The following is a 22,179-nucleotide window of genomic DNA, read 5'->3' as shown; positions in this document are numbered from 1 at the left end:
GGCCCTGTGTCGCGACGAGGAAGGGAGCGGGACGTGACACGACTGATTGCGGGCGTATTGGCCCTGTCCCTGGTTGCAGGCTGCGACACGATAAGCCGTTTCAACCCGTTCACGTCGATGGGGCAGCCCGAGGCCCCGCTGCCGTTCGACGCGCGGATCGACGTGGCTCGCGGGTCGCCGGTCTTCGCCGTCGGTGTACAGACACGGGGCGCGGCGCTGGCGGCCTGGCGCGAATCGGCCCGCTATCAGGGGACGCGCTACTGCCTTGCCCGGTTCGGATCGTCGCGGATCGACTGGCAGCGATCCGATGCGACGGGCGATTGGGCGATCGCCGCTCTTCCCGACGGCCGCGCGCTTGTCCGAGGGCGCTGTACCTCACGGTAACGTCGAAGTTGCCGACTTGCATCGGCGGCTTTCCGCTCTTTATTAGGATCTATGGGTCAGACTGCGGTCCTGATCCCTGAAGAGCATGACGGAGCCTGCCATGAAAACCTGGAAATCCCTTGTCCTGGCGGCGGCCTTCCTGTCGCCCGCGCTGGCGCTCGAGGCACAGCAAGTGCCTCTGAAGGAGAACGAGGTCGTCCGGAACGGCTTCTATGCCATCGGCCTGGCCGACGAGATCCGCAAGAACTGCCCCGATATCAGCCCGCGCCTCATCCGGGCGTATTCCATGCTGAAATCGCTCGAAAGCTACGCACGCGAGAACGGCTACAGCGAAGCCGACGTGAAGGCGCTCGAGGACGATGACGCGGCGAAGGATGCCCTGCGGGCCGAGATCCGCAGCGATCTTGCCGCACGGGGGGTGACGGACGGGTCGAGCGCGGGCTATTGTCAGGTCGGACGCGAGGAAATCGCGCGCAACACGCCCGCCGGGCGCCTGCTCAGGGGAAATTGATGAAAGCTGTCCTGATGGCCTGTGCGCTGGTCGCATCGGCCGGCATCGCCGGTGCCCAGAATCGCATCCTGGCCGCGCATCCGCCCGGATACATCCCGCTCACGGTGCCGGCCGACGTGCAGGTGGTGATTCCCCGTCAGGACGGGTTTTCCCTTCGCAGGCGCGACCGGTTCGAAATCTACGTCACGCCCAATATCGTCCCCGAACGTCAGGCGACGGTTCGCGCCGCCTCCGCCGCCGCCGCGCATTGCCGTGCGCGTCACGGATCGGCTGCCGCGACGATCGACGGGACCTTCCGCTATACCGAGCTTCATCTCGGAAGCTGGGGCTTCACCGGATATTGCCGCTAGCGGCGTCGTCTGCGACAAATCCGCGATTGGGGCGATTGCGCGGTTTTCTCCGTCGGCGATCGGCGTTACATGACGCGTGACGGCCCTTTGGGGGCTGCCCGACCGCCTTCGGGACCCATGGTTATGGAGTTGTCTTCATGAGCGATCTTCGCACCATCATCATCGACGGACGGGAGATCGACGTCGACCCGGCGATGACGCTGATCCAGGCTTGCGAGCAGGCCGATATCGAGATCCCCCGCTTCTGCTATCACGAACGTCTGAGCATCGCCGGCAATTGCCGCATGTGCCTGGTCGAGGTCGTCGGCGGCCCTCCGAAGCCCGCGGCCTCCTGCGCGATGCAGGTGCGCGACCTTCGCCCCGGCAAGGACGGCGCGCCGCCGGAGATCAAGACCTCCAGCCCGATGGTCAAGAAGGCCCGCGAGGGCGTGATGGAGTTCCTGCTGATCAACCATCCGCTCGACTGCCCGATCTGCGACCAGGGCGGGGAATGCGACCTCCAGGACCAGGCGATGGCCTACGGCGTGGATTTCTCGCGCTACCGCGAGCCGAAGCGCGCCGTGTCGAATCTCGACCTCGGGCCGCTCGTCGGGACGCACATGACGCGGTGCATCTCGTGCACGCGCTGCGTCCGCTTCATCACCGAGGTCGCCGGCATGCCCGAACTCGGCCAGACCGGTCGCGGCGAGGATGCCGAGATCACCTCCTATCTCGGAGCCACACTCGATTCCGAGATGCAGGGCAACATCGTCGATCTTTGCCCCGTGGGTGCGCTGACCTCGAAGCCCTACGCCTTCACCGCACGGCCCTGGGAATTGCAGAAGACCGAGACGATCGACGTGATGGACGCGCTCGGCTCGAACATCCGCGTCGACACCAAGGGGCGCGAAGTCATGCGCATCCTGCCGCGCAACAATGACGGCGTGAACGAGGAATGGCTCGCCGACCGGTCTCGCTATGTCTGGGACGGCCTGCGCCGTCAGCGGCTCGACCGTCCGTTCATCCGCGAGAACGGCAAGCTCCGCCCGGCAAGCTGGCCCGAGGCGCTGTCGGCCGCGGCCGCCGCGATGAAGGGCCGCAAGGTCGCGGGCATCGTCGGTGATCTCGCGCCGACCGAGGCGATCTTCGCCCTGAAGGAGTTGATCGAGGGGCAGGGCGGCAAGATCGAATCCCGTCTCGACGGTGCCAAGCTGCCCGCGGGCAACCGTGCGGGATATGCCGGGACCGCCACGATCGAGGATATCGATCATGCCCGCACCGTTCTGATCGTCGGGGCCAATCCGCGCACCGAAGCGCCCGTTCTCAATTCGCGCATTCGCAAGGCTTGGCTGCGCGGTGCGGATGTCGCGCTCGTCGGCGAGGCGGTGGATCTCACCTACGATTACCATCACGCGGGCGACAAGGTCGCCGACCTGCGCGATCTGATCGACAAGGGCGTGAGCGACGAGACGCGCGACGAGAAGAGCGCGATCATCATCGTCGGCCAGGCGGCGCTGCGTCGACCCGACGGGGCCGCGATCCTGGCCGAAGCGCAGAAGATGGCCGAAATCGCGAATGCCGGTTTGCTGATCCTGCACGTCGCGGCCTCGCGCGTCGGCGCGATGGATGTGGGTGCCGTCACCGAAGGCGGGATCGACGCGGCGCTCGACGGGGCCGAGACGATCTTCGCGCTTGGGGCCGACGAGGTCGAGATCGCGGCCGGCCCCACGGTCATCTATCAGGGCAGCCACGGCGATCGCGGGGCCCATCGTGCCGACATCATCCTGCCGGCCGCTGCCTGGACCGAGGAACAGGCCGTCTTCGTGAATACCGAAGGCCGTCCGCAGATCGCGATCCGCGCCAATTTCGCGCCGGGCGAGGCCAAGGAGAACTGGGCCATCCTGCGTGCGCTGTCGGCCGAAGTCGGTGCCACGCTTCCCTACGATTCGCTGGCGCAGCTTCGTCGGGCCATGATCGACGCGGTGCCCCATCTGGGCCTCCTCGACGAGGTCCCGGTGAACGAGGTGCATGCGCTCGATCGCGGAGAGTTCGACGATGCTCCGCTGGGGCGGGCGATCGAGGATCACTACCTGGTCAACCCGATCGCCCGGGCGAGCGAGCTGATGGCCGAGCTCAGCGCGGGCGCGAAGGCACGCAACCGGACGGCTCTGGCCGCCGAGTGACACGGTCGGGCCGCCCCGCGCGGCCCGGCTTCCGCGTCGAGACTGGACAGCGGAGAAATTGCGCGTCATATGCGCACGAATATGACGCCGGAGGGTGGCACACGCTGCCGAGATAGGATTTACGTCTCCCCGTCGGGACCGCGTGAGTCATCGGATCCCTCGACGCCGACATCGTTGTGGTGATCCGCCGGCGAGCGGTATCGCCACGGACCGACCATGACGGAGCAACTGGCCCATGTCTGAATTTCTGAGCACCCCGGCAGGCATCGTTTTGACCGTCGCGGCGCAGGCGAGCATGATCGTGAGCTTCGTCATGATCTCGCTGCTGTTCATGGTCTATGGCGACCGGAAGATCTGGGCCGCGGTCCAGATGCGGCGCGGCCCGAACGTCGTCGGCATCTTCGGCCTTCTGCAGACGGTGGCCGACGCTCTGAAATACGTCCTGAAGGAAGTGGTGATCCCGGCCGGTGCGGATCGCACCGTGTTCCTGCTGGCACCGCTGATGTCCTTCGTCCTCGCGATGCTGGCCTGGGCGGTCATTCCGTTCAACGAGACCTGGATCCTCGCCGACATCAACGTCGCCGTCCTCTTCATCTTCGCGATCTCCTCGCTCGAGGTCTACGGCGTGATCATGGGCGGCTGGGCGTCGAACTCGAAATATCCGTTCCTGGGCTCGCTCAGGTCGGCGGCGCAGATGATCTCCTACGAGGTCTCGCTGGGCCTCATCATCATCGGCGTGATCATCACGACGGGCAGCCTGAACTTCGGCGACATCGTGCGCGCGCAGGACGGCGATTACGGGATCTTCTCGTGGTACTGGCTGCCGCATTTCCCGATGGTCTTCCTGTTCTTCATCTCCTGCCTGGCCGAGACGAACCGCGCCCCGTTCGACCTTCCCGAGGCCGAATCCGAACTCGTGGCCGGCTATCAGGTGGAGTATTCCTCGACGCCCTTCCTGCTGTTCATGGCGGGCGAATACATCGCGATCTTCCTGCTCTGCGCGGTTACCTCGCTGCTCTTCTTCGGCGGCTGGCTCTCGCCCATTCCGTTCCTGCCCGACGGTGCGTTCTGGATGGTGCTCAAGATGGCGTTCTTCTTCTGCCTCTTCGCCATGGTGAAGGCCGTCGTTCCGCGCTATCGCTACGACCAGCTGATGCGGCTCGGCTGGAAGGTCTTCCTTCCCTTCAGCCTCGTCTGGGTCGTGCTGGTTTCCTTCTTCGCCCATTTCGAGCTCTTCGGCGGAGCCTATGCCCGCTGGACACTGGGGGGCTGACGAACCTTGACCGATACCATGCCCGCCCGCCCGCGACAGACATTCAGGATTGGATGACGTGACATGAGCACCTTCGACTACGCCCGCGCCGGTCGCTACTGGCTGCTGTTCGACATGTTCAAGGGCCTCAAGCTCGGCCTGAAATACTTCTTCGCGCCGAAGGCGACGCTGAACTACCCGCACGAGAAGGGCGCGCTTAGCGCGCGGTTCCGCGGCGAGCATGCGCTCCGCCGTTATCCCAACGGCGAGGAGCGGTGCATCGCGTGCAAGCTCTGCGAGGCGATCTGTCCCGCGCAGGCGATCACCATCGACGCGGAGCCCCGCGCCGACGGGTCGCGCCGCACGACCCGCTACGACATCGACATGACGAAATGCATCTATTGCGGTTTCTGTCAGGAGGCCTGCCCGGTCGATGCGATCGTCGAGGGGCCGAATTTCGAGTTCTCGACCGAAACGCGCGAGGAACTCTACTACGACAAGGCGAAACTTCTGGAGAACGGCGATCGCTGGGAAGCCGAGATCGCGCGCAATCTGGAAATCGAAGCTCCCTACCGCTAAGGGAAGCCCGAGAGCCATCCGAGGACAGCCATGACCCCACCCGATTTCGCCTTCTATCTCTTCGCCATCGCGGTGGTCGTGGCTGGCCTCTTCACGGTCATCGCGCGCAACCCCGTGCATTCCGTGCTGTGGCTGATCCTCGCATTCCTGTCGTCTGCCGGGCTCTTCGTGCTGCTCGGGGCCGAGTTCGTCGCGATGCTCCTCATCATCGTCTATGTGGGGGCGGTGGCCGTTCTCTTCCTCTTCGTCGTCATGATGCTCGACGTGGACTTCACCGAACTCAAGGCGCAGGTGTCGCGCTACATGCCGCTCGCAATGCTCATCGGCATCGTGATCCTCATGCAGCTCGCCATCGCCTTCGGCGTCTGGGAAAGCTCGCCGCTGGCCGAACAGAACCTGGCGGCCCGTCCGGTCGACTTCAGCAACGCGGCGAACACCAACCTGCTGGGGCAGCTCATCTACGACCGCTACATCCTCCTCTTCCAGCTCGCAGGCCTCATCCTGCTCGTCGCCATGATCGGCGCGATCGTCCTCACGCTCCGTCATCGTACCGACGTGAAGCGGCAGAGCGCCGTCGCCCAGATGATGCGCGATCCGGCCAAGGCGATGGAGCTCAAGGACGTGAAATCGGGACAAGGACTCTAGCCCCATGTCGAACACCACAATCGTCGTCGTCATCGTCGTGCTGATCATCCTGTTCGGTGGCGGCTACACATTTCTCTAGAAGACCAGGGACCGGACATGATCGGACTGGAACATTACCTGACCGTTGCGGCGGCACTATTCGTGATCGGCATCTTCGGTCTCTTCGTGAACCGCAAGAACGTGATCATCATCCTCATGAGCATCGAGCTGATGCTCCTGGCGGTGAACATCAACTTCGTCGCGTTCTCGGCCTATCTCGGCGATCTCGTCGGGCAGGTCTTCACGCTCTTCGTGCTGACCGTCGCGGCGGCCGAGGCCGCGATCGGCCTCGCCATCCTCGTCTGCTTCTTCCGCAATCGCGGCACGATCGACGTCGAAGACATCAACGTGATGAAGGGCTGAGCGCGTCATGACCACGATCATCCTCTTCGCGCCGCTCGTAGGCGCGCTCATCTGCGGCTTCTGCTGGCGGATCATCGGCGAGAAGCCGGCGCAATGGGTCGCGACCGGGCTACTGTTCCTCGCCGCCTTCCTGTCGTGGATCGTCTTCTTCACCTTCGACGGCGAGATGCGCCAGATCGAGATCCTCCGCTGGATCGAGAGCGGGTCGCTCACGACCGACTGGGCCATCCGGCTCGACCGCCTGACCGCGATCATGCTCATCGTGATCACGACGGTCTCGGCGCTCGTCCATCTCTATTCCTTCGGCTACATGGCCCATGACGAGAATTTCCGCGAAGGCGAAAGCTATCGCCCGCGGTTCTTCGCGTATCTTTCGTTCTTCACCTTCGCGATGCTCATGCTCGTGACGGCCGATAACCTCATCCAGATGTTCTTCGGCTGGGAAGGGGTCGGCGTCGCGTCCTACCTGCTGATCGGCTTCTACTACCGCAAGCCGTCCGCGAACGCCGCGGCGATCAAGGCGTTCGTCGTGAACCGGGTCGGCGATTTCGGCTTCGCGCTCGGGATCTTCGCGCTCTTCTTCCTGGTCGATAGCGTCAATTTCGATCCGATCTTCGCGGCGGGCCCCGAGCTGGCCGATACGCAGCTGCGGTTCCTCTGGCGCGACTGGCCGGCGGCCGAGGTGGTGGCGTTCCTTCTCTTCATCGGTGCGATGGGCAAGTCGGCGCAGCTGCTGCTGCACACGTGGCTGCCCGACGCGATGGAAGGGCCCACGCCCGTCTCCGCGCTGATCCATGCCGCGACGATGGTCACCGCGGGCGTGTTCCTCGTCTGCCGCATGTCGCCGATCATGGAGTACGCGCCGACCGCGACGGCCTTCATCACGATCATCGGGGGCACGACCGCCTTCTTCGCGGCGACCGTGGGTCTCGTGCAGAACGACATCAAGCGCGTCATCGCCTATTCGACCTGCTCGCAGCTCGGCTACATGTTCGTGGCGGCGGGTGTCGGCGTCTACTCCGGCGCGATGTTCCATCTCTTCACGCATGCCTTCTTCAAGGCGATGTTGTTCCTGGGCGCGGGCTCCGTGATCCACGGGATGCATCACGAACAGGACATGCGGAACTACGGCGGTCTCAAGGACAAGATGCCCTACACGTTCTGGGCGATGCTCATCGGCACGCTCGCCATCACGGGCGTCGGCATTCCGCTCACCCATATCGGTTTCGCCGGGTTCCTGTCGAAGGACGCCGTCATAGAAAGCGCGTGGGGCGCGCTCAGCGGTCCGGGGCAATATGCCTACTGGATGCTGGTGATCGCCGCCGCCATGACGAGCTTCTATTCCTGGCGCCTGATGTTCATGACCTTCTGGGGCAAGCCGCGCGGCGACAAGCACACGCACGAACATGCCCATGAATCGCCCATCATCATGACGGCCCCTCTGGGCGTGCTGGCACTCGGTGCGATCTTCTCCGGCATGATCTGGTACGGGTCGTTCTTCGGTGACCACGCGCAGGTGAACCGCTTCTTCGGAATCCCCGAGCACAGCGTCGCGGCCGAGGGCGAAGAGGTCCACGGAGAACTGGCCGACGATACCGGCGAGGGCGTCGTCGTGGCGGCCGAGGAACTGGCCGAAGGCCAGCCGGGCGAGGCGCTCGAGGACGTGACAGAACCGACGCAGGACACCGAAGCGGGCGGCGACGCCCATTCCGATGTCATGGCCGGCGGATGGGAAGCGGGCGCGATCTACATGGCACCCGACAACCACGTCATGGACGAGGCCCACCATGCGCCCACATGGGTGAAGGCAAGCCCGTTCTTCGCGATGATCTTCGGTTTCGCCGTGGCGTGGATGATGTATATCCGGCGTCCCGACCTGCCGCGCAAATTCGCCGAGAGCCAGCCGGTCCTCTACCAGTTCCTGCTCAACAAGTGGTATTTCGACGAGGTCTACAACGTCCTCTTCACCCAGCCTGCCAAGCGGCTCGGGGCCTTCCTCTGGCGGCGCGGTGACGGCAACGTCATCGACGGCGGGATCAACGGGATCGCGCTCGGGATCGTGCCGATGCTGACGCGTCTCGCAGGCCGTGCGCAAAGCGGATACCTCTTCCACTACGCCTTCACGATGGTCGTGGCGCTCGCCCTTCTGATTACCTGGATGACGCTCGGCGGAGGGGCGGAGTAATGGACAACCTCCTTTCGATCATCTGCTTCGTCCCGCTTCTCGCGGCTGCGATCCTCGCGCTCTTCCTGCGCGGCGACGACGAAGCCGCGCAACGCAACGCCAAGTGGCTCGCGCTCATCGCGACAAGCGTCAGCTTCCTGCTGTCTCTCTTCGTGCTGGTCGGGTTCGAACCCGGCGCGGGCTTCCAGTTCGTCGAGGAAGGCGACTGGATCCTCGGTCTCCGCTACAAGATGGGCGTCGACGGGATCAGCGTCCTCTTCGTGATGCTGACCACGTTCCTCATGCCGATCGTCATCCTCTCCTGCTGGGAGGTGAAGACGCGGGTGAAGGAATACATGATCGCCTTCCTCGCGCTCGAGACGCTGATGCTCGGCGTGTTCATGGCGCTCGACCTCGTGCTCTTCTACCTCTTCTTCGAGGCGGGGCTCATCCCGATGTTCCTCATCATCGGGATCTGGGGCGGGAAGGAACGTATCTACGCCGCGTTCAAGTTCTTCCTCTACACCTTCCTCGGGTCGGTCCTGATGCTGGTGGCGATGATCGCCATGTATCTCGACGCGGGCACCACCGACATTCCGTCGCTCCTCGGCCATACGTTCAGCTACGGCAGCATGGAGATCGCCGGCCTCGAGATCGTGGGCGGCCTCCAGACCCTGCTCTGGCTCGCCTTCTTTGCGAGCTTTGCGGTCAAGATGCCGATGTGGCCGGTCCATACCTGGCTGCCCGATGCGCACGTCCAGGCACCGACCGCAGGCTCGGTGGTCCTTGCGGCGATCCTGCTGAAGCTCGGCGGCTACGGCTTCATCCGGTTCTCGCTCGGGATGTTCCCCGTTGCGTCCGAGATCCTGGCACCGTTCGTGCTGTGGCTCTCGGCGATCGCGATCGTCTACACGTCGCTCGTCGCACTGGCCCAGACCGACATGAAGAAGCTCATCGCCTATTCGTCGGTCGCCCACATGGGATACGTCACCGCGGGCATCTTCTCGGCCAACCAGCAGGGCGTCGACGGCGCGATCTTCCAGATGATCAGCCACGGCTTCATCTCCGGCGCGCTCTTCCTCTGTGTGGGCGTGATCTACGACCGGATGCACACGCGCGAGATCGACGCCTATGGCGGACTTGTGAACCGCATGCCGGCCTACGCGCTGATCTTCATGCTCTTCACCATGGCCAATGTGGGCCTTCCCGGCACCAGCGGTTTCGTGGGTGAATTCCTGACGCTGATGGGCATGTTCCAGGCCAATACCTGGGTCGCGCTCGTCGCCACGACCGGCGTGATCCTGTCGGCGGCCTACGGCCTCTGGCTCTATCGTCGGGTCGTGATGGGCTCCCTCATCAAGGAGAGCCTCAAGACGATCCAGGATCTGACCCCGCGCGAGAAGTGGATCTTCGCTCCGCTCGTGGCGATGACGATCCTTCTGGGCGTCTATCCGGCACCGGTCCTCGACAGGATCAGTCCGGCCGTGGACGACCTTCTGACCACCTATGACGACGCGGTTGCGGCGGCCGATCTTGGCAATGCCGACACCGAGGTCGCCTCGACCGAATGAGGATGCCGCGATGAGCTCCGCCGATTTCACGATCGTCTCACCCGAGATCGTCATGGCGATCTACGTCATGATCGGGCTTCTCGGTGCTGTCTACACGGGCAAGGACCGCACGGCCCCTCTGCTCGTCTGGACCACCTCGATCCTCTTCGTGCTGCTCGCCGCCTGGATCGGTCTGGGCGGCTCGGGCGAGCGTGTGGCCTTCGGCGGCATGTTCCACGACGATCCGTTCTCGCGATTCGCCAAAGTGACGGTGCTGCTCTCGGCGGCATCGATCCTCCTGATGAGCCAGGGCTACATGGAGCGCCGCGGACTTCTCCGGTTCGAGTATCCGCTCCTCGTCACCCTGTCGGTCATTGGCATGATGGTCATGGTCAGCGCGGGCGATCTCATGTCCCTCTACATGGGTCTCGAGCTGCAATCGCTGGCGCTCTACGTCGTGGCATCTTTGCGGCGCGACAGCGTCAAATCGACCGAGGCCGGCCTCAAGTATTTCGTCCTGGGTGCGCTGTCGTCGGGTCTCCTCCTCTACGGCGCGTCGCTGACCTACGGCTTCGCGGGAACGACGCTCTTCTCGGGGATCATCGTCGCCGCGGGCGAGGGCACGGCATCGCTGGGGCTGCTCTTCGGTCTCGTCTTCATCGCCGCCGGTCTCGCCTTCAAGGTCTCGGCCGCTCCGTTCCACATGTGGACGCCCGACGTCTACGAAGGCTCGCCCACGCCCGTGACGGCCTTCTTCGCGACGGCTCCGAAGGTCGCGGCCATGGCGCTCTTCGCGCGGGTGGTCCATGACGCGTTCGGCGGCGTGTCCGGCGACTGGCAGCAGGTGGTCGCGGCGCTCTCCGTCGCCTCCATGTTCCTCGGCGCGGTGGCCGCGATCGGCCAGACCAACATCAAGCGGCTGATGGCCTATTCCTCGATCAACCACATGGGCTTCGCGCTGATGGGTCTCGCAAGCGGGACGGCCTTCGGCGTGCAGGCGATGCTGGTCTACATGGCGATCTACGTGACGATGAATATCGGTGCCTTCGCCTTCATCCTGACGATGGAGCGTGACGGCGTGCCGGTCGTCCGGATCGACGCGCTCAACAACTATGCCCGTCACGAGCCGACCAAGGCGCTCGCCATGCTGGTGCTGATGTTCTCGATGGCCGGCGTGCCGCCGCTCGTGGGCTTCTTCGGAAAGTTCTACGTGCTGACCGCGGCCGTCCAGGCGGACATGGCCTGGCTCGCGATCCTCGGCGTCATCGCCTCCGTCATCGCGGCCTACTATTACCTCCGGATCGTCTACTTCATGTATTTCGGCGAGGAGACGGAAGGGCTCAACGGCGGCAGGTCCCCGGTCCTCTGGGGGTTCCTCGTGGCCTCGGCCATCATCATGGTGGTGGGCGTGGTCAACCTCTTCGGCATCGAAGGGGCGGCGGCACTGGCGGCCGAGACCCTTGTCAACTGAGCCGGTCTGGCCCGATGGCTATGCCGCCATCACGCGCGACAGCGTCGACAGTACCAATGCCGAGGGCTTTCGGCTGATCCCCGAGCTCGAGCGTCCGACATGGATCCTCGGGCTCGAGCAGACCGGCGGCCGCGGCCGGCGGGGCAGGGGCTGGCAGACCCCGCGCGGCAATTTCTCGGCCACTCTGATGATGCGGCCTACGGGAACGCCCGGCTGGTCGGCGCTCCGCTCCTTCATGGCGGCGAACGCGCTCTTCGAGACGCTCGCGCTTTATGTGGAACGCACGCGGCTGTCCCTGAAATGGCCGAACGACGTCCTTCTCGACAACGGCAAGGTCGCGGGCATCCTGCTCGAGACCACGACGCGCCCGAATGGCGAGGTCGACTGGCTCGCGATCGGGATCGGCGTGAACCTGGCGCATCTTCCCGACGGGATCCGCGACGCGGCCTTTCCGCCCGTCATGCTCGACACCGCGCCCGATCCCGAGGATTTCCTCCTGCGGCTGGCGGGCTATTACGCGACGCAGGAAAGCATCATCGAACAGCTCGGGTTCGAACCCATCCGCGAAAAGTGGCTCCGCCACGCTGCCCGGCTGGGCGAGGTCATCACCGCGCGGACCGGCGACGACGAAGTCACCGGCACGTTCCGCAGCATCGACGAGGCGGGCCACCTCATCCTCGACACGCCCGACGGCGAGCGTCGCATCGCCGCCGCGGACGTCTATTTCTAGGGCGGGATCTCCATGCTTCTCGCCATCGATTGCGGCAACACAAACACGGTCTTCTCGATCTGGGACGGGACCGGTTTTCTTGCCACCTGGCGGACCGCGACCGAGGTCAACCGGACGGCGGATCAGTACTACGTCTGGCTGTCCACGCTGATGCAGCTTCAGAAGATCGACGTGAAGATCACCGAAGTCATCGTGAGCTCGACCGTCCCGCGTGTGGTCTTCAACCTCAGGGTCCTTTGCAACCGTTATTTCGACACCCGGCCCTACGTGGTGGGCAAGCCCGATTGCGCTCTGCCGATCGACGTCCGCGTCGATGCGGGCACGGCGGTCGGACCTGACCGGCTGGTCAACACGGTCGCGGGCTTCGACCTCTATGGCGGCGATCTCATCGTGGTCGATTTCGGGACGGCCACGACCTTCGACGTCGTCGGGGCGGACGGGGCCTATGTCGGCGGGGTCATCGCACCGGGGGTCAATCTCAGCCTCCAGGCGCTTCACGATGCGGCGGCGGCGCTGCCGCTCGTGGACGTGACGATGCCGCCGCAGGTCGTGGGGCGCAACACGGTCGATTGCATGCAGTCGGGTATTTTCTGGGGCTATGTGGGCCTCGTGAGCGGGCTGGTCGAGCGGATCCGGATGGAACGCTCCCGCCCCATGAAGGTCATCGGAACGGGTGGGCTGGCACCGTTATTCCAGCAGGGGGACGCGCTGTTCGACGCGTTCGAGGACAACCTGACGATGCACGGATTGACCGTGATCTATCGTCACAACAAGGATTTGGAACAGACCGCATGACCGAAAATCGCCTGATCTATCTTCCCCTCGGCGGCGCGGGGGAGATCGGCATGAACTGCTACGTCTACGGCTACGGCAAACCCGGGAAGGAGCGGCTGATCGTGGTCGATCTCGGCGTGACCTTCCCCGACATGGATACGACGCCGGGCGTCGATCTCATCTTCCCCGACGTGGCCTGGCTCGAGGCGCGCAAGGACCGCATCGACGGGATCTTCATCACCCATGCGCACGAGGATCATGTCGGCGCGCTCGGTCATCTGTGGTCGCGCGTGCAGGCTCCGGTCTATGCGCGGGCGTTCACGGCGCATCACGCGCGTCGCAAGATGGAAGAGCAGGGGGCCAATCCCGACAAGGTGCAGGTGGTCGGTCCCTGGCCCGAGATGCGCCAGATCGGCGATTTCAACATCGGCTTCCTTCCCGTGTCGCATTCCATCCCGGAAAGCTCGGCGCTCGTGATCGAGACGCCGGACGGGCGCATCATCCATACCGGGGATTTCAAGATCGACCATCAGCCCGGCGTGGGTGAGGCCTTCGATCGCGAGCTCTGGGCCGAGGCGGCCAAGCCGGGCGTGAAGGCTCTGGTCTGCGACTCGACCAATGTCTTCTCGACCCATGAGGGGCGCTCCGAATCCTCCCTCGCCCCCGAGATCCAGCGCCTCGTGGCCGAGCAGCCCGGAATGGTGGTCGCCACGACCTTCGCCTCGAACGTCGCGCGGGTAAAGACGCTGGCCGAAGCCGGCATCGCCGCCGGACGCTCCGTCTGCCTTCTGGGGCGTGCGATGCGCCGCATGATCGAGGCATCGGTCGAGACGGGCGTGCTCAGCGATTTCCCCGCCGTGATCTCGCCCGAGGATGCGCGCGAGGTCCCTCGCGAAAGCCTCATGCTCATCGTGACCGGATCGCAGGGAGAGCGTCGTGCCGCATCCGCGCAACTCGCGCGGGGCAAGTATCTCGGCCTGAAGATGGCGGATGGCGACACCTTCCTGTTCTCCTCACGCACGATTCCCGGGAACGAGCGCGGCGTGATCTCGATCATGAACCAGTTCTCGGAGCAGGGCGTCGATGTGGTCGAGGATACCGACGGCCGCTATCACGTCTCGGGCCATGCCAACCGTCCCGACATCCTCGCCATGCACGAGCTCGTCTCGCCCCAGATGGTCGTGCCTATGCACGGCGAACACCGCCACCTGCGCGAGCATACCAAGCTTGCGCAGAGCCATGGCCGCATGGGCGTGCTCGCGCCGAACGGGACCTGCGTGTCGCTGTCGGGAAACAAGCCCGAGATCGTCGAATACGTCGAGACGGGGCGCAGCTATCTCGACGGCGCGGTGCAGATCGGTGCGCTCGACGGGATCGTGCGCGACCGGATGCGCATGGCGCTGAACGGCCATGTGGTGGTCACGCTCATCATGGACGAGGACGACACCCCCCTCGGCGAGCCCTGGGTCGAGCTCATGGGCCTCCCCGCGAAGGGACGCTCGGGTTCCGAGCTGACCGAGGTCATGGAGGAGGATATGGCGCAGTTCGTGAACCGCGCCGACGACAAGACCCTTCTCGACGACGGCAAGCTCGACGAGGCGCTGCGTCGCGTCGCCCGTCAGACCGCAATGGACGAGATCGGGCGCAAGCCCGAGGTGACCGTCGTCATCTCCCGCCTCGGCTGAGGCGGCCCACGATCATTCTGCCGCGGCGTCGCCGTCGCGGCAGAGATAGACGGCACCGCCGACCGCGACGACGCTGACGGCCACGCCACCCGCCACCGCGGGGGCGGCCAGCGCCGCGGAAAGCGCGGTGCCCGCGCTGGTCCCGAGGCTCGTCAGAACCGATCCCGCCGTTCCCGACACGATCGCGGCCCCCGACGCATGGAGAACCGCGCTCGAGCGGCTCTCGCCCTCGTCCCGCCCCGTGACGATGTCGGTTGCGGCACCTGCCACATTCGCCGCGCCACCCGAGGCCATGTTCACACGGTCACAGAACGTCCGCGTGCAGCGGCCGCGATAGTTCCGCTCTCCGGGGACGAGGAGGAAGCCGAGCCGTTCGTCCGGCAACAGGCAATACCCGTCGAGATCGCGGTCCGGCACTTCGTTCGCGAGGAAGGAGATCAGCGTCTGGCTGTCGCAGCGCGGCGGCCGCCCCAGAACGCGATCGACGCCGAGCCCGGCCCACCGCGAGGCACGCTCCCGCAATCCCGGAGCGTCGGGCGCGACGCCGAGCGTTTCCCGGTCGATGAGGATCTCGGTGGAATTGACGTCCGCGCGGCAGATATCCTCTGCCGCTGCGGGGATTGCGAAAAGCGAGGCCAATACGATCGGGACCGCAAGTCTCATCGCGGTGGCCCTAGCTCGTCATCCGTTCGTCGAAGGATTTTTCGATGAAGGTGGGCATGTGGTCGCCCATGCCGACGATCCTGTCGTCGCCCTGACGTTGGCTACGGCCGCGTCCTCCGCGCGGTTTCTCCTGCGGCTTTTCCCTGGGGGCCTCCGGCTCGGCAGGTTCCGCAGGTTCGGCTTTCGCCGTCTCCACCTGCTCCGCGACCGGGGTTTCGGCGGGCGCGGCGGCTGCGGGTGCCGGGGCCTCCTCGCGCGGTTCGCTCTTCCTGCGGCGGCTGCGGGTGCGCTTGGGCGGCTCGGAGGTTTCGGCCGTCTCGGTCGCGGCGGGCTGGCTTTCCTCGGCCTGCGTGGCGATCGGGCTCTCGATCCGCGGGATGGTCTTCTTGAGCAGCTTCTCGACATCCTCGAGGTTCTTCTCGTCCGACGGCGTGCAGATCATGATGGCCTTGCCGTCGCGCCCCGCGCGACCGGTCCGGCCGATCCGGTGGACGTAATCCTCGGCATGGCTCGGGACGTCGAAGTTGAAGACATGGCTGACCGCGGGCACGTCGAGCCCGCGCGCCGCGACGTCGGACGCGACGAGGAACCGCAGCGATCCGGCACGGAACCCGTCGAGCGTACGCGTACGCTGCGACTGGTCCAGATCGCCGTGGATCGGGGCCGCGTCATAGCCGTATTTGGAAAGGCTCTTGGCGACGATATCGACATCCGTCTTGCGGTTGCAGAAGATGATCGCGTTGCTGCAGGCATCGCCTTCGCGGTCGATCAGGGCGCGCAGAAGCTTGCGCTTCTCGCTGGCCTGCCGGTCCTTGCGCGACCCCTTGAAGAGGATGACGCCCTGTTCGATCGTCTCGGAGGCGGTGGCCTGACGCGCGACCTCGACCCGCTTCGGGTTCGACAGGAACGTGTTGGTGATGCGCTCGATCTCGGGGGCCATCGTGGCCGAGAAGAACAGCGTCTGCCGCGTGAACGGCACGAGCGAGAAGATGCGTTCGATATCGGGGATGAACCCCATGTCGAGCATCCGGTCGGCCTCGTCCACGACCATGATCTTCACGTCGCTGAGCAGCAGCTTGCCACGCTCGAAATGATCGAGAAGCCGTCCGGGCGTGGCGATCAGCACGTCGACGCCACGGTCGATCGCGGCGTCCTGCTCCTTGAACGACACGCCGCCGATCAGCAGCGCCTTGGTGAGCTTCACGTGCTTGGCATAGGTGTCGAAGTTCTCGGCCACCTGCGCGGCGAGTTCGCGCGTGGGGGCCAGGACCAGGCTGCGCGGCATCCGCGCCTTGGCCCGTCCGCGGGCGAGCTGCGTGATCATCGGAAGCGTGAAGGACGCGGTCTTGCCGGTGCCCGTCTGCGCGATGCCGAGGACGTCGCGTCCTTCGAGCGCGGCGGGAATCGCCTCCGCCTGAATGGGCGTGGGCGTCACGTAACCCGCTTCGTCGATGGCTTTCTGAACCTTGGGGCCCAGCTTGAGGTCGCTGAATTTCGTCATGTATGTCCGTACGTTGGTGGCTTTGCCACGAGTGTAGGGACGGTAATTCGACGCCCCTCATCCGACCGCGCGCATCGCGATCGACCAACTCAGTATAGAAAATGCCTCGTTCCGTCAATCTGGACGGATGGCGGGCCGTCTGCCGCGCGGGTCGTCAGACCATCATCTCCTTCGTCGCGGTCAACGCGACGTCGGGATAGTCGCGCGCCACGCGGTCGATATCCCATTGCAGGCGCGTAAGATAGACAAGATCGCCATCGTTGTCGTGGGCGATGTGCTGCTTGTTGGCCTGCACGAACTTGTCGACCGCCGCATCCGGCCCCGACACCCAGCGCGCCGAGGTGAACTGCGACCCCTCGAACCGCACCGGCAGCCCGTATTCGAGCTCGATCCGGCTTGCCAGCACCTCGAATTGCAGCGCACCCACCACGCCCACGATGAAGCCCGCGCCCATCATCGGCTTGAAGACCTTGGCGGCCCCTTCCTCGGCGAACTGGCTCAGCGCCTTGTCGAGATGCTTGGCCTTCATCGGGTCGCCCGCGCGGCAATTCTGCAGAAGCTCCGGCGCGAAGGACGGGATGCCGGTGACGCGCAGCACCTCGCCCTCGGTCAGCGTGTCGCCGATCCTGAGCTGTCCGTGATTCGGGATGCCCATGATGTCGCCGGCCCAGGCCTCCTCGGCGAGTTCGCGGTCCGAGGCGAGGAACAGCACCGGATTCGACACGGCCATCGGCTTCTTCGTGCGGACATGGGTCAGCTTCATGCCGCGCCTGAAATGCCCCGAGGAGAGGCGGACGAAGGCCACGCGGTCGCGGTGCTTGGGGTCCATGTTGGCCTGCACCTTGAAGACGAAGCCCGTGACCTTTTCCTCGTCGGGGGCGATCTGGCGCGGCGTCGCCGCCGAGGGCTGCGGTTCGGGGCCGAAGCGCGCGATCCCGTCCATGAGCTCGCGCACCCCGAAGGAATTGATGGCCGACCCGAACCAGATCGGCGTCATCGTTCCGTCGAGCAGCGCCTGCCGGTCGAGCGCGGGCAGAAGCTCGCGCGCCATCTCGACCTCCTCGCGCAGGGTGGCGAGCAGATGCGCGGGCACGTGATCCGCCATCTTCGGATCGTCGAGCCCGTCGAGCCGGATCGTCTCGGCCACCTTGTTGCGGTCCGCCCGGTCCATGAGTTCCAGCCGATCGTTCAGCATGTCGTAACAGCCGAGGAAGTCCCGGCCCTGGCCGATGGGCCAGGATGCGGGCGTCACGTCGATCGCCAGGTTTTCCTGGATCTCGTCCACGATCTCGAACGTGTCGCGCGCCTCGCGGTCCATCTTGTTGCAGAAGGTCAGGATCGGCAGGTCGCGCAGGCGGCACACCTCGAAGAGCTTCTGTGTCTGGCTCTCGACGCCCTTGGCCCCGTCGATGACCATGATGGCCGCATCGACCGCCGTCAGCGTCCGGTACGTGTCTTCCGAGAAATCGCTGTGGCCCGGCGTGTCGACGAGGTTGAAGCGATACTTGTCGAAATCGAACGACATGGCCGAGGCCGAGACCGAGATGCCCCGGTCCTTCTCCATCTGCATGAAGTCCGACCGCGTGCGCCGTGCCTCGCCTTTCGCGCGGACCTGGCCCGCCATCTGGATCGCGCCGCCATAGAGAAGAAACTTCTCGGTCAGCGTCGTCTTGCCCGCATCGGGATGCGAGATGATGGCGAAGGTCCGTCGCCGGGCGATCTCGGGCGGCAGCGGCGCTGCATTGTGCGATCTGTCGAGCATGGACGCGATATAGGGCCCGGCGCGGCAAGGCGCAATCGGGCGCGACGGCCGCTCGACGATTGCGGATCCCGGTCGAAACGGGAATGGTGGGGCCCGAAACGATTGGCCTTTCAAAGGGAGGGAACGGAATGGATCTCGGAATTTCGGGAAAGCGCGCTCTGGTCACGGCGTCGTCGAAGGGGCTCGGGCTCGGCTGTGCGCGCGCGCTGGCCGAGGCGGGATGCGACCTGGTGATGAACGCGCGCGGTGCCGACGCGCTCGAGGCCGAGGCCGAGCGCATCCGCGAGGAGTTCGGCGTGAAGGTCGAGACGATCGCCTGCGACGTGACCACCACCGACGGGCAGGAGCGGATCCTGGATCTCGCCTCGGGGCCGGACATCCTCGTCACGAATGCGGGCGGTCCGCCGCCGGGGCAGTGGTCGGACTGGACCCGCGACGACTTCATCGCCGCGCTCGACGCCAACATGCTGGCCCCCATCGCGCTGATGAAGGCCTGCCTGCCCACGATGATCGACCGCGGCTGGGGCAGGGTGGTCAACATCACCTCGCAATCGGTGAAATCGCCCATCGCGGTGCTTGGCCTGTCGAACTCGGCGCGCGCGGGGCTGACGGGCTATGTCGCGGGCACGGCGCGGCAGGTCGCGGGCAAGGGCGTCAACATCAACAACCTGCTGCCCGGCATCCACGATACCGACCGGGCGACCTCCCTCGACAAGGGCGTCGTCGAAAGCCAGGGCCTCACCATGGAAGAGGCGCGCGCGCAGCGTCAGTCGACGATCCCCGCGGGCCGCTACGGCACGCCCGAGGAATTCGGCGCGGCCTGCGCCTTCCTCTGCTCGCGGCATTCGGGCTTCATCGTTGGGCAGAACATCCTGCTCGACGGCGGGGCGGTGAACCTGTCGATGTGATATCGGCGGTAAACGCGTCGCGCGCGGGCCCCGACCGTTACCCGGCGGTCGGCTGGCCCGTGCGAGGTCGCGTGCCGGTACTGGCCGGCCAAGGCCGGTCCGCGCGGCGTGTCAGCAGATCGACGCGCCGTAATGCGGTGTCCGGAACGTCCCTCCCTGTTCGCCGAACCCGAGGGCGAAGGATTGCAGCGCGCCCCAGGTGAATTGCGCCGGCCGCATGATCTGGCGCGTCGGTTGCCACACGATGTTGACGAGCGAGTATCGCGACGAGATGCGGCGCGTCAGCTGGTAGCAGATCTGCCGTGCGACCAGATCGCCGTCCTGCGCCGGGGCCTCGACCGAGATCGACATCTCGACATGCTTGCCCGATGCTGTGCGCGCGACGCGCACCATTCCGTGATCGGTCTCGAAGCTGATCTGGTCCCCCTCGACACCGTCCTCCTGTTCGATGATGCGGATATCCGCCTGGCGCAGGCACCACGATACCGGGCCCGACAGATCGTAGAGATCCGGCGCGTCGGCCTGACGAAATCTCAATGTTGCGGCAACGGTTGTAATCAAGTTGTTCATTGTTTCCTCATCAGTTGGGGTATCGGATCAGCAGAAGGAAACATTCTTCGCCAAAACTGGCAGAAAAATGACGTAGTTCGAACGCCGTCGCCAACTTGCGGTTGCCCTGGGGCAAAGCCGGGCGATTCTCGTCTGTCAAAACTGAAAACTACGATGCGGCAGGCTAAAAAAAATTATTCGATGCTATGGTAGCATCGAAGCGGATGCGTTGAAACCTGACCGAATGGCCGATGCGCGCCGACGCCGTCGCCAACGCGAAAAGGGGGCGTCCAACGGACGCCCCCTTTCGGTTCTCTCGGATTTCCGGACCCGGATCAGCAGCTGTAGTAGAGCTTGTACTCGATCGGATGCGGGCAATGCTCGTAGGCGAACACCTCTTCCCACTTCAGATCCATGTAGCCCTTGATCTGGTCCTTGGTGAACACGTCGCCCGCGGTGAGGAAGTCCATGTCCTTCTCGAGTTCCTCGAGCGCTTCGCGAAGGCTCGCGCAGACGGTCGGGATGCCCTCGAGCTCTTCGGGCGGCAGGTCGTAGAGGTCCTTGTCCATCGCCTCGCCCGGATGGATCTTGTTCTTGATCCCGTCGATGCCCGCCATCAGGAGCGCCGCGAAGGCGAGATAGGGGTTCGCCGCCGGGTCGGGGAAGCGGGCCTCGACGCGCTTGGCCTTCGGGCTTTCGGCCCACGGGATCCGCACGCAGCCAGACCGGTTGCGGGCCGAATAGGCGCGCAGCACGGGGGCCTCGAAGCCGGGGATGAGACGCTTGTAGCTGTTCGTCGTCGGATTCGTGAACGCATTGAGCGCCTTGGCATGCTTGAGGATGCCGCCGATGAAGAACAGGGCCTCGTCGCTGAGGTCGGCGTACTTGTCGCCGGCGAAGACGGGCTTGCCGTCCTTCCAGATCGACATGTTGACGTGCATCCCCGTGCCGTTGTCGCCCGAGATGGGCTTGGGCATGAAGGTCGCCGACTTGCCGTAGGCATTGGCGACGTTGTGGATGACGTACTTGTACTTCTGCAGGTTGTCGGCCTGCTCGGTCAGGGTCGAGAAGATGAGACCGAGCTCGTGCTGACAGGACGCCACCTCGTGGTGGTGCTTGTCGACCTTCATGCCCATGCGCTTCATGGTCGAGAGCATTTCCGAGCGCAGGTCATGCGCGTCGTCGGTCGGGTTGACCGGGAAATAGCCGCCCTTGACGCCCGGACGATGGCCCATGTTGCCCATCTCGAACTCGGCGTCGGTGTTCCACGAGGCGTCCTGCGCGTCGACCTCGAAGCTCACCTTGTTCATCGAGGTGGAGTAGCGGACGTTGTCGAACAGGAAGAACTCGGCCTCGGGGCCCATATAGGCGGTGTCGCCGATGCCCGTGGAGCGGAGGTATTCCTCGGCGTTCTTCGCCGTCGCGCGCGGGTCGCGCTCGTAGCGTTCGTTGGTGTCGGGCTCGAGCACGGTGCAATGCACGCAGATCGTCTTCTCGGCGTAGAACGGATCGATATAGGCCGAGGACGGATCGGGCATCAGTTTCATGTCGGACTGCTCGATCGACTTCCAGCCCGCGATCGACGACCCGTCGAACATGAAGCCTTCCTCGAAGAAGTCCTCGTCGATCTCGTCGCGGATCACCGTGACGTGCTGGAGCTTGCCGCGCGGATCGGTGAAGCGGATGTCGACGTACTCGATATCCTCGTCCTGGATCTTCTGGATCAGTTCCTTGGTGTCCATGGAAGCAAACTTTCCTTTCAGTGAGTGTGTGTCGTCTCGACGTTCAAAGCGCGTCCGGACCGGTCTCGCCGGTGCGGATGCGGATGATCTGTTCGACTGGCGTGACGAAGATCTTGCCGTCGCCGATCTTGTCGGTCTTCGCGGCCGCGACGATCGCCTCGACCGCCTGGTCGACCTGGCTGTCCTCGAGCACGACCTCGATCTTTACCTTCGGCAGGAAGTCCACGACGTATTCCGCGCCGCGATAGAGTTCGGTGTGTCCCTTCTGGCGGCCGAAGCCCTTGACCTCGAGCACGCTGAGGCCCTGAACCCCGGCTTCCTGAAGCGCCTCCTTCACCTCGTCGAGCTTGAAGGGTTTGATGATCGCCTCGATCTTCTTCATGGGGTCGATTCCT

21 protein-coding genes are annotated in these 22,179 nt (G+C 64.9%); 15 read left to right on the top strand and 6 right to left on the bottom strand.

Features of this window, described 5'->3' with window-relative positions; all coding sequences use genetic code 11:
* Positions 1 to 33: 33 nt before the first annotated feature.
* The 14 genes from RVY76_RS07405 to RVY76_RS07340 all read left to right on the top strand — a co-directional run bounded on the left by RVY76_RS07405 (position 34) and on the right by RVY76_RS07340 (position 14,659).
* The gene (locus RVY76_RS07405; protein ID WP_317373243.1) at positions 34 to 384 is read left to right on the top strand and encodes a hypothetical protein; all 351 of its coding nucleotides are present in this window, start codon (positions 34 to 36) and stop codon (positions 382 to 384) included.
* Positions 385 to 484: 100 nt separating this feature from the next.
* Positions 485 to 895 (top strand): DUF5333 domain-containing protein, encoded by a 411-nt coding sequence (locus tag RVY76_RS07400; RefSeq protein WP_317373242.1) that lies wholly within the window; start codon positions 485 to 487, stop codon positions 893 to 895.
* Positions 895 to 1,245: a hypothetical protein gene (locus tag RVY76_RS07395; RefSeq protein ID WP_317373241.1), complete on the top strand. Its 351-nt coding sequence runs from the start codon at positions 895 to 897 to the stop codon at positions 1,243 to 1,245. The genes RVY76_RS07400 and RVY76_RS07395 overlap by 1 nt, the downstream gene beginning before the upstream one ends.
* Positions 1,246 to 1,382: 137 nt before the next feature.
* Positions 1,383 to 3,407 carry an NADH-quinone oxidoreductase subunit NuoG gene (nuoG, locus tag RVY76_RS07390; protein WP_317373240.1) on the top strand — a complete coding sequence of 675 codons (2,025 nt, stop codon included), beginning with the start codon at positions 1,383 to 1,385 and terminating at the stop codon, positions 3,405 to 3,407.
* Between the two features lie 235 nt (positions 3,408 to 3,642).
* A complete protein-coding gene (nuoH, locus tag RVY76_RS07385; RefSeq protein WP_317373239.1) occupies positions 3,643 to 4,680 on the top strand; it encodes an NADH-quinone oxidoreductase subunit NuoH in 1,038 nt (345 codons plus the stop codon).
* Positions 4,681 to 4,743: 63 nt separating this feature from the next.
* Complete coding sequence (gene nuoI / locus RVY76_RS07380; RefSeq protein WP_317373238.1) at positions 4,744 to 5,238, top strand: NADH-quinone oxidoreductase subunit NuoI; 495 nt, start codon at positions 4,744 to 4,746, stop codon at positions 5,236 to 5,238.
* A 30-nt stretch (positions 5,239 to 5,268) separates the two neighbouring features.
* Positions 5,269 to 5,883 (top strand): NADH-quinone oxidoreductase subunit J, encoded by a 615-nt coding sequence (locus tag RVY76_RS07375; protein ID WP_317373237.1) that lies wholly within the window; start codon positions 5,269 to 5,271, stop codon positions 5,881 to 5,883.
* Positions 5,884 to 5,979: 96 nt separating this feature from the next.
* Positions 5,980 to 6,285 carry an NADH-quinone oxidoreductase subunit NuoK gene (gene nuoK / locus RVY76_RS07370; RefSeq protein WP_317373236.1) on the top strand — a complete coding sequence of 102 codons (306 nt, stop codon included), beginning with the start codon at positions 5,980 to 5,982 and terminating at the stop codon, positions 6,283 to 6,285.
* A gap of 7 nt (positions 6,286 to 6,292) precedes the next feature.
* A complete protein-coding gene (nuoL, locus tag RVY76_RS07365; RefSeq protein WP_317373235.1) occupies positions 6,293 to 8,470 on the top strand; it encodes an NADH-quinone oxidoreductase subunit L in 2,178 nt (725 codons plus the stop codon).
* On the top strand, positions 8,470 to 10,020 hold the full coding sequence (locus tag RVY76_RS07360) for an NADH-quinone oxidoreductase subunit M (protein WP_317373234.1): 1,551 nt from the start codon (positions 8,470 to 8,472) through the stop codon (positions 10,018 to 10,020). The genes nuoL and RVY76_RS07360 overlap by 1 nt, the downstream gene beginning before the upstream one ends.
* Positions 10,021 to 10,030: 10 nt before the next feature.
* A complete protein-coding gene (gene nuoN / locus RVY76_RS07355; RefSeq protein ID WP_317373233.1) occupies positions 10,031 to 11,470 on the top strand; it encodes an NADH-quinone oxidoreductase subunit NuoN in 1,440 nt (479 codons plus the stop codon).
* The gene (locus tag RVY76_RS07350; RefSeq protein ID WP_317373232.1) at positions 11,460 to 12,200 is read left to right on the top strand and encodes a biotin--[acetyl-CoA-carboxylase] ligase; all 741 of its coding nucleotides are present in this window, start codon (positions 11,460 to 11,462) and stop codon (positions 12,198 to 12,200) included. The genes nuoN and RVY76_RS07350 overlap by 11 nt, the downstream gene beginning before the upstream one ends.
* A 12-nt stretch (positions 12,201 to 12,212) precedes the next feature.
* Positions 12,213 to 12,995 (top strand): type III pantothenate kinase, encoded by a 783-nt coding sequence (locus tag RVY76_RS07345; RefSeq protein WP_317373231.1) that lies wholly within the window; start codon positions 12,213 to 12,215, stop codon positions 12,993 to 12,995.
* A complete protein-coding gene (locus tag RVY76_RS07340) occupies positions 12,992 to 14,659 on the top strand; it encodes a ribonuclease J (RefSeq protein ID WP_317373230.1) in 1,668 nt (555 codons plus the stop codon). Before RVY76_RS07345 ends, RVY76_RS07340 begins: the two co-directional genes overlap by 4 nt.
* A 12-nt stretch (positions 14,660 to 14,671) precedes the next feature.
* Here the strand turns inward: RVY76_RS07340 and RVY76_RS07335 are convergent, their stop codons facing one another.
* The 3 genes from RVY76_RS07335 to RVY76_RS07325 all read right to left on the bottom strand — a co-directional run bounded on the left by RVY76_RS07335 (position 14,672) and on the right by RVY76_RS07325 (position 18,585).
* Positions 14,672 to 15,322, bottom strand: coding sequence for a hypothetical protein (locus tag RVY76_RS07335; protein WP_317373229.1), 651 nt, complete (start codon positions 15,320 to 15,322; stop codon positions 14,672 to 14,674).
* 10 nt (positions 15,323 to 15,332) lie between these two features.
* Positions 15,333 to 16,823, bottom strand: coding sequence for a DEAD/DEAH box helicase (locus tag RVY76_RS07330; protein WP_317373228.1), 1,491 nt, complete (start codon positions 16,821 to 16,823; stop codon positions 15,333 to 15,335).
* Positions 16,824 to 16,977: 154 nt separating this feature from the next.
* Positions 16,978 to 18,585: a peptide chain release factor 3 gene (locus RVY76_RS07325; RefSeq protein ID WP_317373227.1), complete on the bottom strand. Its 1,608-nt coding sequence runs from the start codon at positions 18,583 to 18,585 to the stop codon at positions 16,978 to 16,980.
* Positions 18,586 to 18,713: 128 nt separating this feature from the next.
* On the opposite strand from RVY76_RS07325, the gene RVY76_RS07320 reads away from it, so the two are divergent.
* Complete coding sequence (locus tag RVY76_RS07320) at positions 18,714 to 19,493, top strand: SDR family oxidoreductase (RefSeq protein WP_317373226.1); 780 nt, start codon at positions 18,714 to 18,716, stop codon at positions 19,491 to 19,493.
* A 111-nt stretch (positions 19,494 to 19,604) separates the two neighbouring features.
* Here RVY76_RS07320 and RVY76_RS07315 read toward each other — a convergent pair whose 3' ends face one another.
* From RVY76_RS07315 to RVY76_RS07305, 3 genes are all read right to left on the bottom strand, one after another.
* The gene (locus RVY76_RS07315; protein WP_317373225.1) at positions 19,605 to 20,063 is read right to left on the bottom strand and encodes a hypothetical protein; all 459 of its coding nucleotides are present in this window, start codon (positions 20,061 to 20,063) and stop codon (positions 19,605 to 19,607) included.
* A gap of 314 nt (positions 20,064 to 20,377) precedes the next feature.
* The gene (gene glnA, locus RVY76_RS07310) at positions 20,378 to 21,784 is read right to left on the bottom strand and encodes a type I glutamate--ammonia ligase (RefSeq protein WP_317373224.1); all 1,407 of its coding nucleotides are present in this window, start codon (positions 21,782 to 21,784) and stop codon (positions 20,378 to 20,380) included.
* Between the two features lie 43 nt (positions 21,785 to 21,827).
* The gene (locus RVY76_RS07305; protein ID WP_317373223.1) at positions 21,828 to 22,166 is read right to left on the bottom strand and encodes a P-II family nitrogen regulator; all 339 of its coding nucleotides are present in this window, start codon (positions 22,164 to 22,166) and stop codon (positions 21,828 to 21,830) included.
* Positions 22,167 to 22,179 lie beyond the last annotated feature (13 nt).

It is taken from the genome of Palleronia sp. LCG004 (genome assembly GCF_032931615.1).
Lineage (GTDB): Bacteria > Pseudomonadota > Alphaproteobacteria > Rhodobacterales > Rhodobacteraceae > Palleronia.
Note: the sequence above shows the minus strand (reverse complement) of the source record. Positions and strands in the feature narration are given on the sequence as shown.

Coding starts and splice junctions, on each gene's coding strand:
- RVY76_RS07345 (WP_317373231.1), top strand. CDS start 12,213: ATGCTTCTCGCCATCGATTGCGGCAACACAAACACGGTCTTCTCGATC.
- nuoK (WP_317373236.1), top strand. CDS start 5,980: ATGATCGGACTGGAACATTACCTGACCGTTGCGGCGGCACTATTCGTG.
- RVY76_RS07340 (WP_317373230.1), top strand. CDS start 12,992: ATGACCGAAAATCGCCTGATCTATCTTCCCCTCGGCGGCGCGGGGGAG.
- RVY76_RS07325 (WP_317373227.1), bottom strand. CDS start 18,585: ATGCTCGACAGATCGCACAATGCAGCGCCGCTGCCGCCCGAGATCGCC.
- RVY76_RS07395 (WP_317373241.1), top strand. CDS start 895: ATGAAAGCTGTCCTGATGGCCTGTGCGCTGGTCGCATCGGCCGGCATC.
- RVY76_RS07400 (WP_317373242.1), top strand. CDS start 485: ATGAAAACCTGGAAATCCCTTGTCCTGGCGGCGGCCTTCCTGTCGCCC.
- nuoH (WP_317373239.1), top strand. CDS start 3,643: ATGTCTGAATTTCTGAGCACCCCGGCAGGCATCGTTTTGACCGTCGCG.
- RVY76_RS07330 (WP_317373228.1), bottom strand. CDS start 16,823: ATGACGAAATTCAGCGACCTCAAGCTGGGCCCCAAGGTTCAGAAAGCC.
- nuoG (WP_317373240.1), top strand. CDS start 1,383: ATGAGCGATCTTCGCACCATCATCATCGACGGACGGGAGATCGACGTC.
- RVY76_RS07360 (WP_317373234.1), top strand. CDS start 8,470: ATGGACAACCTCCTTTCGATCATCTGCTTCGTCCCGCTTCTCGCGGCT.
- nuoL (WP_317373235.1), top strand. CDS start 6,293: ATGACCACGATCATCCTCTTCGCGCCGCTCGTAGGCGCGCTCATCTGC.
- RVY76_RS07315 (WP_317373225.1), bottom strand. CDS start 20,063: ATGAACAACTTGATTACAACCGTTGCCGCAACATTGAGATTTCGTCAG.
- RVY76_RS07305 (WP_317373223.1), bottom strand. CDS start 22,166: ATGAAGAAGATCGAGGCGATCATCAAACCCTTCAAGCTCGACGAGGTG.
- RVY76_RS07335 (WP_317373229.1), bottom strand. CDS start 15,322: ATGAGACTTGCGGTCCCGATCGTATTGGCCTCGCTTTTCGCAATCCCC.
- nuoN (WP_317373233.1), top strand. CDS start 10,031: ATGAGCTCCGCCGATTTCACGATCGTCTCACCCGAGATCGTCATGGCG.
- RVY76_RS07320 (WP_317373226.1), top strand. CDS start 18,714: ATGGATCTCGGAATTTCGGGAAAGCGCGCTCTGGTCACGGCGTCGTCG.
- nuoI (WP_317373238.1), top strand. CDS start 4,744: ATGAGCACCTTCGACTACGCCCGCGCCGGTCGCTACTGGCTGCTGTTC.
- RVY76_RS07375 (WP_317373237.1), top strand. CDS start 5,269: ATGACCCCACCCGATTTCGCCTTCTATCTCTTCGCCATCGCGGTGGTC.
- glnA (WP_317373224.1), bottom strand. CDS start 21,784: ATGGACACCAAGGAACTGATCCAGAAGATCCAGGACGAGGATATCGAG.